The organism is Roseixanthobacter psychrophilus (assembly GCF_043195195.1).
In the GTDB taxonomy this organism is placed as follows: Bacteria; Pseudomonadota; Alphaproteobacteria; order Rhizobiales; family Xanthobacteraceae; genus NCEH01.
Window position 1 is genome coordinate 291362 of record NZ_JBAFWT010000002.1, and the last position, 14825, is coordinate 306186.

A 14825-nucleotide genomic window follows, 5' to 3' on the forward strand; every position below is an offset into this window, starting at 1 on the left:
CATAAGAGGTTTGATTTGGATCGTCAACCGTCCGGCGAACGGGTCGCGCAGAAGCAGCGGACGCGCGCCGCCCTTCTGGCCGCCGCGCGTCGTCTCCTGGCCGAGGGCCGCTCCCCCACCGTGGGCGAGGCCGCCGATGCCGCAGCGATTTCGCGCGCCACGGCCTATCGCTATTTCTCAACGCCCGAGGCCTTGGCGCAGGAGGCCTTGCTCGATGCCATCGCCGCCGAAATGGAGGGCGTGATGCTCGATCCCAGCCTCACGGCCCTGCCGGCTGCCCGCCAGGCGGAGGAGGTGGTGGCGAGCGTGCTGGCCATGGTGCTGCGGCACGAGGCGCTGTTCCGCAGCTACCTCGCGCTGGCGGCCCCCGGCGAAGGGGCGAGCCGGGGCGGAAGGCGGGTGCGCTGGCTCTCGGACGCTTTGGCCGGCATCGCCGCCGCCATGCCGGCACTGGCCTTCGCCCGGCTGGTGAATGCCCTGTCGCTGCTGGCGGGCATCGAAACGGTGGTGGTCCTGAAGGATGTGTGCGGCCTCGACGACGCGCAGATCACCGACACCGCGCGCTGGATGGCGCGGCTGCTGGTGGCGGGCTCCCTGCCGCCCGAGACATAACCGCCCCGGCGTCAGGTCGGCGGGCGGGGCGTGACGTCAGCAGTTGGGGACGGGCGTGACGCGGCCGTCGAGGCGCAGGCGGTTCACATGGCCCATCTTGCGGCCGGGGCGTGCCTCGTCCTTGCCATAGAGATGCAGATGGGCGCCCGGCTCCGCCAGGATCTTCGCCCAGTCGTCCGCGTCGGCGCCGATGAGGTTCCGCATCTGCACTTCGCCGAGGCGGGCGGGATCGCCGAGCGGCCAGCCGGCGATGGCGCGCACATGCTGCTCGAACTGGCTGGTGACGGCGCCGTCCTGCGTCCAATGCCCGGAATTGTGCACGCGCGGGGCGATCTCATTGACGATCACCCGCTCGCCCGAGGCGCTGGAGGTGATGAACAATTCCACCGCGAACACGCCGACATAGGAGAGCGCGCCGGCGATCTTGCAGGCGATGGCGTGGGCGTGCTCCGATGCCTGCCGGGTCATGGCGGCGGGCACGGTCGAGGTGTGCAGAATGTGGTCGCGGTGCACATTCTCGGTCACGTCATAGGCCGCGAACGCATCGTCCACGCAGCGCGCCGCGATCACGGAGACCTCGCGCTCGAAGGTGACGAAGCCTTCCAGGATCGCGCTCTGCGCCCCGATGGCGTGCCAGGCGGCGCGCAGATCATCGCCGGGGCGGAGCGTCACCTGTCCCTTGCCGTCATAGCCGAAGCGGCGGGTCTTCAGCACCGCCGGCAGGCCGATGGCGACAACCGCCGCTTCCAGGCCGGCGAAATCGTCCACGGCGGCGAAGGGCGCGGTCTCGATGCCGAGGTCGCGCACGAAGCTCTTTTCCAGCAGGCGGTCCTGGGTGATCGCCAGCGCCTTGGTGCCCGGCCGCACCGGCACGCGGGCGGCCAGGAATTCGGCGGTGGCCAGCGGCACATTTTCGAATTCATAGGTGACGACATCGCTCACCCGCGCCAGTTCGGCGAGGGCGGCCTCGTCGTCATAGCCGGCGCAGATATGGCCGGCGGCCACCTGAAAGGCGGGGCTGTCCGTATCGGGGCACAGGATCTGGGTCTTGAGGCCGAGCTGGGCCGCCGAAAGGGCGATCATGCGGCCGAGCTGTCCCCCGCCGAGGATGCCGATGGTGGAACCGGGCTTGAGCATGGATCAGACCGGCCGTTCCGTGACTGCGGCGGTGCGTGCGGCGCGATAGGCATCGAGCCGCGCCGCGAGGGCTTCGTCGCTGAGCGCCAGTACGGCGGCGGCGAGCAAGGCGGCGTTGGTGGCCCCGGCCTTGCCGATGGCGAGCGTGCCCACGGGAACCCCGGCCGGCATCTGGACGATGGAATGCAGGCTGTCCATGCCCGACATGGCTTTCGATTCCACCGGCACGCCGAACACCGGCAGCGGGGTCAGCGCCGCCACCATGCCCGGCAGATGGGCCGCGCCGCCCGCGCCCGCGATGATCACCTTGAAGCCTTCCGCTTTCGCCCCCTTGGCGAAGGCGAACATGCGCTCAGGCGTGCGGTGCGCGGAGACGATGCGCACATCATTGCCGATCTCGAGTGCTGCGAGCGTTTCCACAGCGTGCCGCATGGTCTCCCAGTCCGACTGGCTGCCCATGATGACGGCCACCGGCCGCGAACCCATATCGTTCATCCCCGAAAAAAGGAAAGCGCGGCTTTATAGGATAAGGGATCGAGGGGCAAGGGCATGGGGCGAGCGACGCCGCCTCGGCGCAGGCATTATCGCCAGCGCCGGTGCAGCCAGAGCCATTGGCCGGGATATTCGCGCACCCAGTCCTCGATCACATCCGTGACCGCCTGCATGGCCCCCTGTACGTCGATACGCCCATCGGCATCGCGCGGCAGGATGACCTCTTCGGTGATCTCGATGCGGAACCGCCCCTTGGGCAGGCGGATCACGCGCATGCCGTGCACCGGGCATTCGAACTGCCGCGCGAGGCGCGCGAGCGTCGGATTGGTGGGGCAGGGGCGGCCGAAGAAATCCACGCTCACGCCCTGGCCCCAATATTGATCCACCAGCATGCCGATATGCTGGCCTTCTTCCAGCATGCGCGCCATCTGGCGGCCGGCATTGCGGTTGGCGCGGATCAGGCCGGGCATGGTTTCCGCCCGCATGTCCTCGATCAGCTTGGCCGCCTTCTTGATGTTGGGCGCGCGATACAGCACGCCCCCCTTCACCCCGAGCTTGCCGCCGGTGATGGCGTTCAATTCCCAATTGCCGGTGTGGGAGGTGAAGAACAGGGCCGGCTTGCCGTCGTCCCGCAGGCGGGCCATCACCTCGGTGCCGACGATCTCGATGCGTCCGTTGCCGGGATGCACCGGGTCGTAATCCCAGATCCGGTCGAGATGGGCGAATTCCGCCGACATGCGGCCGAGATTGTCCCACACCCCATCCAGGATGCGGCGGATCTCGGCGTCGCTCTTGTGGGGGAAGGCGCGGCGCAGGTTGTCCCGCGCCACCCGGCTCACCAGGAAGAACGGGCCCAGCAGGCGGGCGAGCGTGCTCACCACCGCCGAGGACCAGGAGATGGGAAAAAGGCGGGACCACCACACCAGCACCCGCACGAAGCCGACGATGATGCTCTCGGCGATGGGGGCAAGCGCGCGGCGAATGCGCCGCAGGAAGCGGCCCCACAAGATCTTCAGCGGCGACACGGCCGGTTTCCTCGCGGTGGGTCTTTAGAAGCGCACGACGATCTTGCCGAACACCTTGCGGCTCTCCAGGCGCTCCAGGCCCTCGTTGAAGCGCTCCAGCGGCACCACGGTGTCGATCACCGGCTTCACGCCCCGGCCCATCTTCTCCAGGCCGGTGGACACGTTGCGGATGGTGGCGCCGAACGAGCCGAAAATCTTGTATTGGCGCTGGAACAGCTGCATCAGGTTCATCTGCACGCTCACCCCCGAGGTGGAGCCGCAGGTGACCAGGCGCGCGCCCGGCTTCATGGACAGCAGCGAGGCGTTCCAGGTGTCGGCGCCCACATGCTCGAACACCACGTCCACGCCCACCTTCTTGGTGATCTTGCGGACCTCGTGCTCGAACCGGTCGACGCGATAATTGATCACATGGTCGGCGCCCAGCGCCTTGGCCTTCTCCATCTTCTCGTCGTCGCCGACCGTGGTGATGACGGTGGCGCCGATATCCTTGGCGAGGCGGATGGCGGCGGAGCCGATGCCCGAGCCGCCGGCATGCACCAGCACGGTCTCACCCGCTTCCAGCTTGGCATTGTCGAACAGCATATGCTCGACGGTAGAGAAGGTGATGCCGGCGCAGCCCGCCTCCTCGAAGGAAACGCCCTCGGGGGCGGGAATCACCAGCCGCTCGGGCATGTTGACGACGTCGCGGGCAAAGCCGTCGATGTGGAAGCCCAGCACGCCGCCGACGCTTTCGCACAGATTGTCGCGGCCCTTGAGGCATTGCTTGCAATGGCCGCAGGTCATGGCGCCGTACATGGCGACCGTCTGCCCCACCCTCAGCCCGCGCACGTCGGCGCCCAGCGCCACCACTTCACCGGCGGCTTCCGCGCCCACCACCAGCGGCATCTTGCGCTTGGCGAACGCCATGCCGCGCCAGCCCCACACGTCGATATGGTTGAGGGCGAGCGCCTTGACGCGGACCTGCACCTCGCCCGCGCCGGGGGCGTCGGGTTCGGGCATGTCGACGATCTGGAGATTGCGGTCGGAGACGAGCTGAAGGGCGCGCATTTTGGTCCTGAAGGTCAGCGATGGACGGCAAGCTGGGCCGAGAGGCCCCCATCCACCGGGATCACGGCCCCGGTGATATAGCTTGCTCCCGGCGAGAAGAGAAACCCGACCAGCGCGGCGACCTCATCCACCTGTGCGAAACGCCCGGCGGGGATCTGCGCCGCCATGCGCTCGCGGTAATCGGCGAACTTCGCCAGCATGGCCGTGTCGATGAAGCCGGGGGCGACATAATTCACCGTGACGCCGCGCTTGGCGCTCTCCACGGCGAGGCCCCTCACATGGGCCAGCAAAGCCGCCTTGGAGGCGGCATAGGCGACATTGCCCTGGTTGGCCTGCAACGCCGCCACCGAGCCGATGGCGACGATCCTGCCCACCCGTGCGCGGATCATGGGGCGCACCAGCGCCCGCGTGAGCCGCACGAAGGCATGGTGATTGACCTGCATCACCTGCTCGGCCTTGTCCTGGTCCACCATCGCGGCGAGCGTGTCGTAGGCGGCGCCGGCATTGTGGCAGAAGCCGTAATAGGCCGCGTCCGCCTCGATCTCCTGCGCCAGGGCCTCGACGGCGGCGCGGTCCGCCAGATCCACCGCCTTGGCGCTGATCGCGGCATCGGGATGGGCGGCGCGGAGCTCCTCCAGCAGCGTTTCGGCCTCGGGGCCGGCGCTGCGATAGGTGAAGGTCACGTCATAGCCGGCACCGGCCAGGGCGCGCACGATCGCCGCGCCGAGGCCTCGCCCGCCGCCGGTGACGAGAACGCGCTTGGTCCCGTCGAGGCTCATGCCGCCGGCGCCTCAGCGTGCGAGGGTAGGCAAGCCTGCCTCACGCCGGCTCCCCCGTCAGCACCAGGCACACATTCTGCCCGCCGAAGCCGAAGGAATTGGAGATGACGCGGTTCACCGTTGCGTCGCGCGCGACGTTCGGCACCACGTCCAGCGGGATCGCCGGGTCGGGGATGTTATAATTGATGGTCGGCGGGATGCGGCCGTTGGCGATGGTCAGCAGCGAGACCGCAGCTTCAATGGCGCCGGCTGCGGTCAGGGTGTGGCCGATCATCGATTTGTTGGACGAGATGGGAATGCCCGCCAGGGCCTCCTCGCCGAACACGGCTTTCATGCCGACATATTCCATCCGGTCATTCTCGGGCGTCGAGGTGCCGTGGGCGTTGATGTAATCCACGTCGCCGGGGGTGATGCCGGCATCCTTCAGCGCATTCATCATGCAGCCGATGATGGGTTTGCCGTCCGGGCTGGAACGGGTGCGGTGGAAATTGTCGGACATCTCCCCGCAGCCTTCCAGCACGCCGAGGATCTTGGCGCCACGGGCTGTGGCATGTTCCAGGCTTTCCAGCACCAGGGCGGCGGCGCCTTCCGCCATCACGAAGCCGTCCCGATTTTTGGCGAACGGGCGCGCCGCCTCGCCCGGCTTGTCGTTGGCGGTGGTCAGCGCCGAGAGCAGGGAGAAGCGGATCAGCGCCTCGGGATGCACCGAGCCGTCGGTGCCGAGCGAGAGCGCGACGTCACATTCCCCGCGCCGGATCGCCTCGACGCCGAGCTGGATCGCCGTGCCGCCGGAGGCGCAGGCGGTGGAAAGGGAGATCGGCTGGCCCTGGGTGCCGAAATGATCGGCGAGCCGGTCGGCCACCGAGCCGAACAGGAAGCGTTCGTGCCAGGCGGAGAATTTGCCCGTCTCCGCCGCATCCAGAAGATCGTGATAGACCAGGGGCTTATGGGGCACGACTTCCGCCAGCGCGCGCTTCTCCGGCCATTCCAGCTCGACCGGAGGAACGGCGGCGAACAGCGGGCCGGGGAAATTGCCCTTGGTGCCGATGCCGGCCTCCGCGATGGCTTCTTCCGCCGCCAGCGTGGCGAGGCGCTGGGACAGGTCGGGCGCGGGCACGCGGCCGTCGAACAGGAAGTCCACGGTGCCGGCGATGGTGGTGCGCATGCCCTCAAGGGGAAAGCGGGTGATGGTGTGGATGCCGGATTCGCCCGCCGTGAGGCGGCGCCAATTGTCGGCCTTGCCCTGTCCGAGCGAGGTGACGATGCCGATGCCGGTTACCACCACGATCGGGCGGCCGAACTTGTCCGTATATGCCTGCGCCACGGGCGCCTCCTTCCAAGGACGGCACCAAAGGTGGCCGTCCGCACGTCCTGGAGCCGCATCCGCAAAATGACGGCGGGGCGGCGAGGGGAGGGGGACGACGCGCCTCACCCCCGCGTCGGCGGATGGTGAAGGATTTGCCGGCGCGCCCCGCGCCCGTGCCGATCCTCGTCCGCCGTCAAGATGCAGATATAGGGCTCAACCCACCCGTTCCACCAGTCCCGCGCCTTCGCCGCGCCAATGGCCAACGGCGGTGACGATGACACGGGAGACCGCGCCTTCGCCGTTCTCCAGGCCATCGCCGGCCAAGGCGGGAAACAGCGTGCCGTGCTCGACGCTCAGCGCCGCGAGCGCGAGGCCGGCGGCGAACTGGGCTTCGAAGCCGTGGCCGATGCGATTGGCCAGCGCGCGCACCGGCAGCCCGGCCGCGCGCAGGGCCTCGGCCTCGGCCTCGGTCGCGCCCCGTGCGCCGGTGGCGCCGGAGAAGACCGCGGTTCCTGCTGTCGTGCCGGCTTTCGCCAGAAGCTGCGAGACCTTCTCGCTCACGCTGCCGTCGACGTTGCGCTGCGCCCGTTCGGACCAGACGCCGGAGAGCTTGGCCAGCGGCTTGGCGCCGCGCGCGGTGGCGTGCTCCGGCGATTCCAGCACCAAAAACGCGCCCATGGAGCCGGAAGGGATGCCCGGCACGCCATTGGGCCCGAAGATCGGCCGAAAGCCGTTCTTCATGCAGAAATCATTGAGCGCATAGAGGAGCAGCATGTCCTCGCGCTCGGCATTATAGGCGCCGCCCACCAAGGCGATCTCGCTCTGCCGCGCGGCGATGCGCGAAAACGCGATGCGCGTCGCATCCACGCCCGCGCTTTCCTCGCCCATGAAGGTGCGCGACGAGCCGGTGACGCCGTGGACGATGGAGATGTTGCCCGCCAGCAGGTTGGACAATTGGGCCAGCGACAGGGTCGGCCGCAGGTCCGACAGCAGGCGCTCGTTCAGCAGGCGGCCTGTATCGTTGGACACCAGCATGTCGTTGAGGATGGCGGCATCCACCTGGAAGTCGCGCTCGCCCCCGCCGGCGGCGACGATCATGTCGGTCTCGCCGAGGATGTCCGCATTCTTGGCGATGCCGGCGCTGTCGAGCGCCAGTCCGGCGGCATAGGTGCCGATGCGCTGCCAGGGCTCCATCTGCCGCTGATCACCCTTCTTGGGGATCTGGCTGTCGTAATTCACCTTCACCAGCGGATGCACCACATAGGGCGCGAAGCGCTCAGCATCGGTGACCGGCGCGGCGCCGGCCGCGAGCGCCTGCCAATGGGCCTCCGGCCCCTCGCCCAGGGACGAGACGAGGCCGATGCCGGTAATCCAGACGTCGCGCTTGCCGCTCGGGCTCTGCTCAGGCATCGACATAATCCGCGACCGGGAATTCCACGCGTTCCGCCACCTTGAGCACCACATCCTTCATGCGGCCCTCGGGCCAGGGAAGGACGCGAAACACCAGCTCGGCATTGCAGATTGGCTTGCCTTCGCAGGTGCATTTGGTCTGCGCCACGACGAAGCCGGAGCCCTCGTGCAGGATCTTGGAATAGAGATCCAGATTTTGCCCGGGCACGACGAAGGTGCGCAGCTTGGCTTCCTTCACGGTAGCCAGGAACGGCATCTTCTCGAATCGATTGCGGGCGAGCACCAGCCAGCCGGTGGTCTGGGCCATGGCTTCGATCAGCAGCACGCCGGGCATCAGGGGATGGCCAGGAAAATGCCCCTCGAAGATGGAGCTTTCTTCCGGCACAAGGCCTTCGCAATGAATGGTCTCAAGGCCCGGATCGATCGCGACGACCCGGTCCACCATCTTGAAAACTTCAGGACGCATTCGCTCCGTCCGACCTCAGGCGGTCTTCGCCGCGACCAGATCGTCGATGCGAGCGCACAGGTTCTTGAGCACGAAATACTGCTCGGTGGTGGCCTTGCCGTCGTTCACTTCCTGCGTCCACTGTTCCAGCGGAAGCTTGATTCCGAAAGCCTTGTCGATGGCGAAGGCAATGTCGAGGAAGTCCAGGCTGTCGATACCCAGATCGTCGATGGCATGGCTTTCCGGCGTGATGGTGTCGCGCGGAATGTCGCACGTCTCGGCGATGATATTGGCGACGGTATCGAACGTCGAAGACATGAGTTCGCCTCTGTTGTGCTCGGCCGCCCGGGCCACCACCTGCTCGCTGCGGGCGAGAAAAGCGGCCACGGCCGAGGCTCGGCCTCTGCGGCCCCTCGGATAGTCGAAGTGCCCTATAGCGAACGCGGCCTGAGGTTTCAATGGGAACCGCGCGGCACCGGCGGCGCGGGGGCGTTTCGCATCACCCCTCGCTCAAGGCGCGCGCCAGCAGCAGTGCGGGTTCGCGGACCAGATTGGCGCCGTACAGCCTGCGGGGGTGGCAAAGGCGTGTCTCTGCGTAAGCCTGGGCCACCGCTGCAGGCGCTCCGCGCGCGAGTGCGGCTGCGGCGGCGAGGGTGGAGAGGCGCTCGGCGACGTGCCGGGCGCGGCCTTCCGCATCCGGCACGTTAAGCGAGTCGGCGATCTCGCCCGCCGCTTCGCGTGCGCCCGGCAGGTCGCGCGCCTCCTCGGCCAGCGCGGTGACCACGTCCCTCGCCGCCTCCCTGTCGCGCCCGGCGGCGCGCAGCAGGTCCAGCGCCATCACGGTGCCGGAGCCCTCCCAGATGGCGTTCACCGGCGCCTCGCGATAGAGGCGCGGCAGGGGGCTTTCCTCCACATAGGCGTTGCCGCCGAGCGCCTCCATCGCCTCATAGATGAAGCCGGGCGCGGCCTTGCAGATGGCGAACTTGGCCGCCGGCGTGAGCAGCCGCGCCCGCGCGGCTTCCAGCGGGTCCTGCGTGGCGCGGTCGAAGCTCAAGGCGAGGCGCAGGGCGAATGCGGTGGCGGCCTCGCTTTCAAGCGCAAGGTCGGCCAGCACGGCGGTCATGGCGGGCTGGTCCACCAGGCGTTTCTGAAACACCGTGCGGTGCCGCGCGTGATGCACCGCCAGGGCGAGCGCCATGCGCATCAGGCCGGCCGAGGAGACGGCGCAGTCGAGCCGCGTCAATTGCACCATCTGGATCACGGTGGGTACGCCGCGCCCCTCTTCCCCGACGCGCCAGCCGAAGGCGCGGGCGAACTCAACCTCCGAGGAGGCGTTGGAGCGATTGCCGAGCTTGTCCTTCAGCCGTTGCAGATGCAGCGCGTTCACCGCCCCGTCCGGGCGGAAGCGCGGGACCAGGAAGCAGGTGAGCCCGCCCTTCGCCTGCGCCAGAACGAGGAACGCATCGCTCATGGGCGCCGAGAAGAACCATTTGTGACCGGTGATTTCATATTCCGTCCCGCCGATCGCCTCGGCGCGGGTGATGTTGGCGCGCACGTCGGTGCCGCCCTGCTTCTCCGTCATGCCCATGCCGAGGGTGACGGCGGTCTTTTCCCAGAACGGCACGAAGCGCGAATCATAGGGGCCGGCGGCGATGCGCGGCAGCCACTCGCGCAGCAGGTCCGGCGCCGCCGCGAGCGCGGCCGGCGCCGCATGGGTCATGGTGAGCGGGCACACATGCCCGGCCTCCACCTGCGACACCAAGAACAGGCGCGCCGCCCGCGCCACATGGCTGCCGCCCGCCCAGGTGGAATGGCCGAGCCCCGCCGCGCTGCTGCGCGCCATCAAGGCGTGGTAGGCGGGATGGAATTCCACCAGATCGAGCCTGCGGCCCTGGGGATCGTGGGTGCGCAGGCGGGGCGGGTTCTCATTGGCCAGCCGGCCGAGGGCGAGACTGTCCTGTGATCCCCAATCGGCGCCGAAGGGCAGAAGCTCGCCCTCCACGAGGCCCGCCGCCTCCCGCAGGGGGGTATCGGCGGCGACGAGATTCACATCCGCGAACGGCGGCGGCTGATTGAAGACCTGGTCCTCGGCCACGGGGTCGCTCATGGGTCGCCCTCCCAGGCGGCGTGCCCGGTGCATTGCGGCGCCTTCGGCTGGACACGCGTTTTGTGCCCGTTAAGCTGCTCGCCCATGCCCCTGTTCGCAACCCTCTGGCCCTGGATCGGCCTCGGCGCCGCCGGCGCCCTGCTGAGTCTGCTGGCCGCCAGCGACGGCCTTCAGGCCGACCGGCGGATCTCGCGCTGGTTCGATCTGCAATGGCTGCTCTGGCTGACCGTGGCGGCCTATCTGCTGCACCAGTTCGAAGAGCATGGGGTGAGCCTGTTCGGCGCGCCCTATGCCTTTCGCGGCGCGCTCTGCGCCACGCTCGGCTATGGCGATGCCGTCGCCTGCCCGATCCCGCTCGCCTTCATCACCGCCGTGAACGTGTCCGCGGTCTGGGTCGCCGGGTTCGCCAGCGCCCTTGTGGCGCGGCGCTGGCCGCTGGTCGGGCTCTCCTTCCTGTCGGTGCCGCTGGTGAACGCCTTTGTCCACATTGTCCCGGCGGTGCTGGAGCGGCGCTACAATCCCGGTCTTGCCACGGCGGTCGTGCTGTTCCTGCCGCTGTGCCTGTGGACGCTGTCGGTGGCGGTGCGCCGCCATGGCGCCGGGCTGCGCGAGCTGGCGCTGCTGGTGCTGGCCGGCGTGCTGGTCCATGCGGTGCTGATGGGCTCGCTCATGGCCTATCTCAGAGGGTTCCTGGGCGTGGCGCCGCTGGTGGCGATCCAGATCCTCAATGCGGCGCTGCCGGCCGCGATCCTGATTGTGGGAACCCGAAGAACCGCCCGGCCGACCGCGCGGCCAATCTCCAACTCCGCCCCATCGCCCAATCCCGCGATCCCGCCGCGCGCCCCGCGCCGGCCCCGCCGTGCCGCCGAATCCGGGCGTCCGTGAGGGGGCCGCCGCGTTGTAGAACTTCGTCGAAACACTGCAGAATTTATGGGTCAAAGCCACGGAGGAACACAAGTTCCACCCGGTTCTTCTCAGCTAAGACAATGTTTCACATGAAACATTTTTTTCGAGTTTCGCCCCGTGGCGGGTTTCTGGCGCGTGTCTAGACACTCGCCCCCTGCGCCTTCGCCCGCTTCAAATGCTCATCCAGGCGCGGCAGGATTTCGACGAAATTGCAGGGGCGGTACCGGACGTCCAACTGGTTGACGAGAATCTCGTCCCACCCGTCCTTGCAGGCTCCCGGCGATCCCGGCAGGCAGAAGATATAAGTGGAATGGGCCACCCCGGCCGTTGCCCGGCTCTGCAAGGTGGAGGTGCCGATCTTCGCGAACGAGATCATGTGGAACACCGTGGAAAAGCCTTCCATGCGCTTCTCGAACAGCGGCTCGATCGCCTCCGGCGTCACGTCCCGACCGGTGAAGCCGGTGCCGCCGGTGGTGATCACCACATCGATGGCGGGATCGGCGATCCAGCCTTTGACCACCGCGCGGATCTCCTCCACGTCGTCCGGCACGATCCGTCGGTCGGCCAGGACATGGCCGGCGGCTTCGATCCGCTCCGCCAGCACCGTCCCGGACCGGTCATCGGCGAGGGCGCGGGTATCGGACATTGTGAGCACGGCGATTTTCAAGGCCACGAAAGGGCGCGCTTCGTCGATCCCGGGCATCAGATGGCTCCCTGCAAGGTGTTGCATTGCTGCATGGAACCGCTCTTAAGCCCGCGCGTGAACCACGTGACCCTCTGCTGCGAGGTGCCGTGGGTGAAGCTGTCCGGCACCACCACACCCTGCGACTGGCGCTGCAGGCGATCGTCGCCGATGGCGGTCGCGGCGGCCAGCGCCTCCTGCACGTCGCCGGGCTCCAGGATGCGGAAGCGCTCGTTGGCGTGATAGGCCCAGACTCCGGCGAGGCAATCGGCCATCAACTCGGCCCGCACGGAGAGCGCATTGGCTTCCGCCTTGGAGCCGGCATTGCGTTGCGCCGCCTGGATCTTCGGCAGAATGCCGGTGAGATTCTGCACGTGATGACCGACCTCGTGGGCGATCACATAGGCAGCGGCGAAGTCACCCTGAACCTTGAAACGGGTCTTCATCTCCTGGAAGAAGGTGAGGTCGAGATAGACCTTCTGATCGGTCGGGCAATAGAACGGCCCCATCTCGGCCGAGGCGCCGCCGCACGCCGAGCGGGTCTGGCCGGAGAACAGCACCATCTTCGGGTCCACATAGGTGCGGCCCTGGGCGCGGAACAATTCGGTCCACACATCCTCGGTCTGCGCCAGGACGGCCGCGGCAAAGCGCCCAAGCTCATCGCTCGGCGGCCCCTGGCGCGTGGTCTGGGACGGCGCGGTCTGTTGGGAGGAGCTTCCGCCGCCCTGGATCGCGTCGAGACCGCTCAATAGCACCAAGGGGTTGATTCCCAACGCCCAGCCCACCAGCCCGACGATGATGATGGTGCCGATGCCCATTCCGCCGCGTCCGCCCGGCATCTGGAATCCGCCGCCACCACCCGAGCCGCGCCGGTCCTCCACATTGCCGCTGGAGCGGAAATCCTCCCACCGCATGCCCAAAACCTCCTGCCGACCGGCGCGCGCATAAAGAGCGCGACCTTGGCCCCATCGCCGCCGCCGCGCAGACAACGTTTCAGCGCCCGCGCGGTTCGATCTCCATCCGCATAAAGCACAGCTTTGCGGCGAAATCCTTCTGCGAACCGCCCACAGCGCCCGGCGCCGGCCTGCGACACCGCGTCTCTGCCGGGATTAAATTTTCCTTCAGGAAAAGTCTTGGGCGCGCTTTCGGTCCTGCTTGCGACTTGCGTTCGGTTTTTCCGCGCCTCACCCTTTGTCCATCTGCGCCACTGCGAATCGGCGCGTCGGAGCACTTTCATGGCCGTGACCGCCGCCCGGTCGGTACGTAACGCGAAGCCGAAGACCGGCCTCGATTTCAAGCGCGAGCGCGCCGCCTACAAGGCCGGCGCCCGACCGGTGGCTGGGGCGGATGAGGCCGGGCGGGGCCCGCTCGCCGGGCCGGTGGTCGCCGCCGCCGTGGTGCTGGATCCCAAGCGCATTCCTGTGGGGCTCAACGATTCCAAGAAGCTGACGCGCGAGGTGCGCGAGCGCCTGTTCGCCGAAATCTGCGCCACTGCCGAGGTTTCCGTTTGCCTCGCGCCGCCCGCGCGGATCGACCGCGACAATATCCGCCAGGCGACATTATGGGCGCTCGCCAATGCCGTGCGCGGCCTGCCGTGCGCGCCCGCTCTGGTCTTTGTCGATGGAAACGATCGCCCGCCTTTATCCTGCATGGTGGAAATGATCATCGGCGGCGACGGGCTTGTCGCCTCGATCGCGGCCGCCTCCATCGTCGCCAAGGTGACGCGGGACCGGCTGATGACCGGCCTCGGCCTTGCTTTTCCCGCCTACGGATTCCAGCGCCACATGGGCTATGGCACGGCGGAACATGGGAACGCCCTGCGCACCCACGGCCCGTGCCGGCACCACCGCCAGTCGTTCGCCCCGGTGCGCGAGCAGCAATTGCTGCTGTTTGGAACGCCTGAAGCTCCAGCCGAGCTGGTGGCGGCCGAATAGGTCCGGGGCGCGAGGGCGAATCGCGAAACCGAGGACCTATGAGGCTTGCGCGGCCACCTGCATCACCCTTTCCACATTGTGACGGTGCACGGCCTCATAGGGCTCAAAGTAAGTGATGGCGCCGGTCGCCAGCGCTTCGGCGGCGAAGGTGGAGAGGTCCTGTGCGGCCAGTTCCGGCTCGCTTGCGAGGCGCAGAAGCTTTTCCACATAAAGGCGGGTGGCCTTTATGAAGGCCGGCGGATAGCCGCCCGCCAGGATCTGCGCCTTGGAACCGTGATTGGGCAGGATGGTGGAGATGTCCCAGCCCGCCATGCGGTCGAGATCGCGCAGATGGATCGCGAGACGGTCGGCCTCGTCCACATAGGTGATGGGGTCTTCCAGCGTATCCCCCGCCAGCACCACGCCGCCGGGCAGCAGAGCGACCGTTCCGTCGCGGCTATGGATGTCGAGCTGGCGCAATTGAACCGGGATCTGGCCGACCATCAGCTCCAGCGTACCGGAGAACAAGCTGTTGGGGAGGATCAGCGGCTTGATGGGCGGATCGCCGCTTTCCAGCGCATCCTTGTGGGCCGCGAGGATTTCGGCGGTGTCCCGATTGGCGATGATCTCGCAATCGGCGAACACCTCGGTGCCGGCCACATGGTCGTCGTGCCAATGGCTCAGAACGAGGCGCATGTGGCGCGCGCCCAAATCCTCCAACGTGCGGCGGATGATGCGGGCGTGGGGCACGGAGATGTGCGGGTCGTAAACCAGCGCGTCCGCACCATCGATGACCGCATAAGTGCAGATGCCGAGCGCGAAGGCCCCGTCGTCCAGCCAATTGGGCTGCTCGGAATAGAGTCGGACGCCAGGAATGCGCCCGTCATAGAAACCAAGCAGGTTTGGCCCGAGGCGCAACACCTCCAGCGTCGCGCCATAGGCCGGCATAAGATTTTCCTCGCGG

General features: G+C 67.8%; 16 protein-coding genes. 3 read left to right on the forward strand and 13 right to left on the reverse strand.

Translation table 11 applies throughout. The features are described from left to right. Positions 1 to 15: 15 nt before the first annotated feature. Positions 16 to 612 carry a TetR family transcriptional regulator gene (locus tag V5F77_RS03770; protein ID WP_429003983.1) on the forward strand — a complete coding sequence of 199 codons (597 nt, stop codon included), beginning with the start codon at positions 16 to 18 and terminating at the stop codon, positions 610 to 612. Positions 613 to 648: 36 nt separating this feature from the next. On the opposite strand, the gene V5F77_RS03775 is transcribed toward V5F77_RS03770, so the two are convergent. The 10 genes from V5F77_RS03775 to V5F77_RS03820 form a co-directional block, all read right to left on the reverse strand. Further along, positions 649 to 1749, reverse strand: a complete 1101-nt coding sequence (locus V5F77_RS03775; RefSeq protein WP_429003984.1) for a 5-(carboxyamino)imidazole ribonucleotide synthase — start codon at positions 1747 to 1749, stop codon at positions 649 to 651. Positions 1750 to 1752: 3 nt separating this feature from the next. Continuing rightward, positions 1753 to 2235, reverse strand: coding sequence for a 5-(carboxyamino)imidazole ribonucleotide mutase (gene purE, locus V5F77_RS03780; RefSeq protein ID WP_429003985.1), 483 nt, complete (start codon positions 2233 to 2235; stop codon positions 1753 to 1755). Positions 2236 to 2330: 95 nt separating this feature from the next. Then, complete coding sequence (locus V5F77_RS03785) at positions 2331 to 3257, reverse strand: lipid A biosynthesis lauroyl acyltransferase (protein WP_429004040.1); 927 nt, start codon at positions 3255 to 3257, stop codon at positions 2331 to 2333. Positions 3258 to 3290: 33 nt separating this feature from the next. Beyond that, positions 3291 to 4313 (reverse strand): zinc-binding dehydrogenase, encoded by a 1023-nt coding sequence (locus V5F77_RS03790; protein ID WP_429003986.1) that lies wholly within the window; start codon positions 4311 to 4313, stop codon positions 3291 to 3293. 14 nt (positions 4314 to 4327) lie between these two features. After that, positions 4328 to 5092, reverse strand: coding sequence for an SDR family oxidoreductase (locus V5F77_RS03795; RefSeq protein WP_429003987.1), 765 nt, complete (start codon positions 5090 to 5092; stop codon positions 4328 to 4330). 40 nt (positions 5093 to 5132) lie between these two features. Further along, on the reverse strand, positions 5133 to 6416 hold the full coding sequence (locus V5F77_RS03800; protein ID WP_429003988.1) for a beta-ketoacyl-ACP synthase: 1284 nt from the start codon (positions 6414 to 6416) through the stop codon (positions 5133 to 5135). A gap of 195 nt (positions 6417 to 6611) precedes the next feature. Further along, entirely contained in the window at positions 6612 to 7808 is a 1197-nt protein-coding gene (locus tag V5F77_RS03805; RefSeq protein ID WP_429003989.1) for a beta-ketoacyl-ACP synthase, read from the reverse strand. After that, positions 7801 to 8274 carry a 3-hydroxyacyl-ACP dehydratase FabZ family protein gene (locus tag V5F77_RS03810; protein WP_429003990.1) on the reverse strand — a complete coding sequence of 158 codons (474 nt, stop codon included), beginning with the start codon at positions 8272 to 8274 and terminating at the stop codon, positions 7801 to 7803. The genes V5F77_RS03805 and V5F77_RS03810 overlap by 8 nt, the downstream gene beginning before the upstream one ends. Positions 8275 to 8289: 15 nt before the next feature. Continuing rightward, the gene (locus V5F77_RS03815) at positions 8290 to 8571 is read right to left on the reverse strand and encodes an acyl carrier protein (RefSeq protein ID WP_348844761.1); all 282 of its coding nucleotides are present in this window, start codon (positions 8569 to 8571) and stop codon (positions 8290 to 8292) included. A 181-nt stretch (positions 8572 to 8752) separates the two neighbouring features. Continuing rightward, on the reverse strand, positions 8753 to 10360 hold the full coding sequence (locus V5F77_RS03820; RefSeq protein ID WP_429003991.1) for an acyl-CoA dehydrogenase family protein: 1608 nt from the start codon (positions 10358 to 10360) through the stop codon (positions 8753 to 8755). A gap of 84 nt (positions 10361 to 10444) precedes the next feature. On the opposite strand from V5F77_RS03820, the gene V5F77_RS03825 reads away from it, so the two are divergent. Continuing rightward, positions 10445 to 11245, forward strand: coding sequence for an HXXEE domain-containing protein (locus tag V5F77_RS03825; RefSeq protein WP_429003992.1), 801 nt, complete (start codon positions 10445 to 10447; stop codon positions 11243 to 11245). Positions 11246 to 11405: 160 nt separating this feature from the next. Here the strand turns inward: V5F77_RS03825 and moaB are convergent, their stop codons facing one another. Together moaB and ypfJ are read right to left on the reverse strand one after the other, a co-directional pair. After that, the gene (gene moaB / locus V5F77_RS03830) at positions 11406 to 11969 is read right to left on the reverse strand and encodes a molybdenum cofactor biosynthesis protein B (RefSeq protein WP_429003993.1); all 564 of its coding nucleotides are present in this window, start codon (positions 11967 to 11969) and stop codon (positions 11406 to 11408) included. Next, entirely contained in the window at positions 11969 to 12862 is an 894-nt protein-coding gene (gene ypfJ, locus V5F77_RS03835) for a KPN_02809 family neutral zinc metallopeptidase (RefSeq protein ID WP_429003994.1), read from the reverse strand. The genes moaB and ypfJ overlap by 1 nt, the downstream gene beginning before the upstream one ends. Before the next feature lie 321 nt (positions 12863 to 13183). Between ypfJ and V5F77_RS03840 the strand changes: the two genes are divergently transcribed. Beyond that, the gene (locus tag V5F77_RS03840; RefSeq protein WP_429003995.1) at positions 13184 to 13882 is read left to right on the forward strand and encodes a ribonuclease HII; all 699 of its coding nucleotides are present in this window, start codon (positions 13184 to 13186) and stop codon (positions 13880 to 13882) included. Positions 13883 to 13918: 36 nt separating this feature from the next. Here the strand turns inward: V5F77_RS03840 and V5F77_RS03845 are convergent, their stop codons facing one another. Continuing rightward, on the reverse strand, positions 13919 to 14809 hold the full coding sequence (locus tag V5F77_RS03845; protein WP_429003996.1) for an MBL fold metallo-hydrolase: 891 nt from the start codon (positions 14807 to 14809) through the stop codon (positions 13919 to 13921). Between the last annotated feature and the right edge of the window lie 16 nt (positions 14810 to 14825).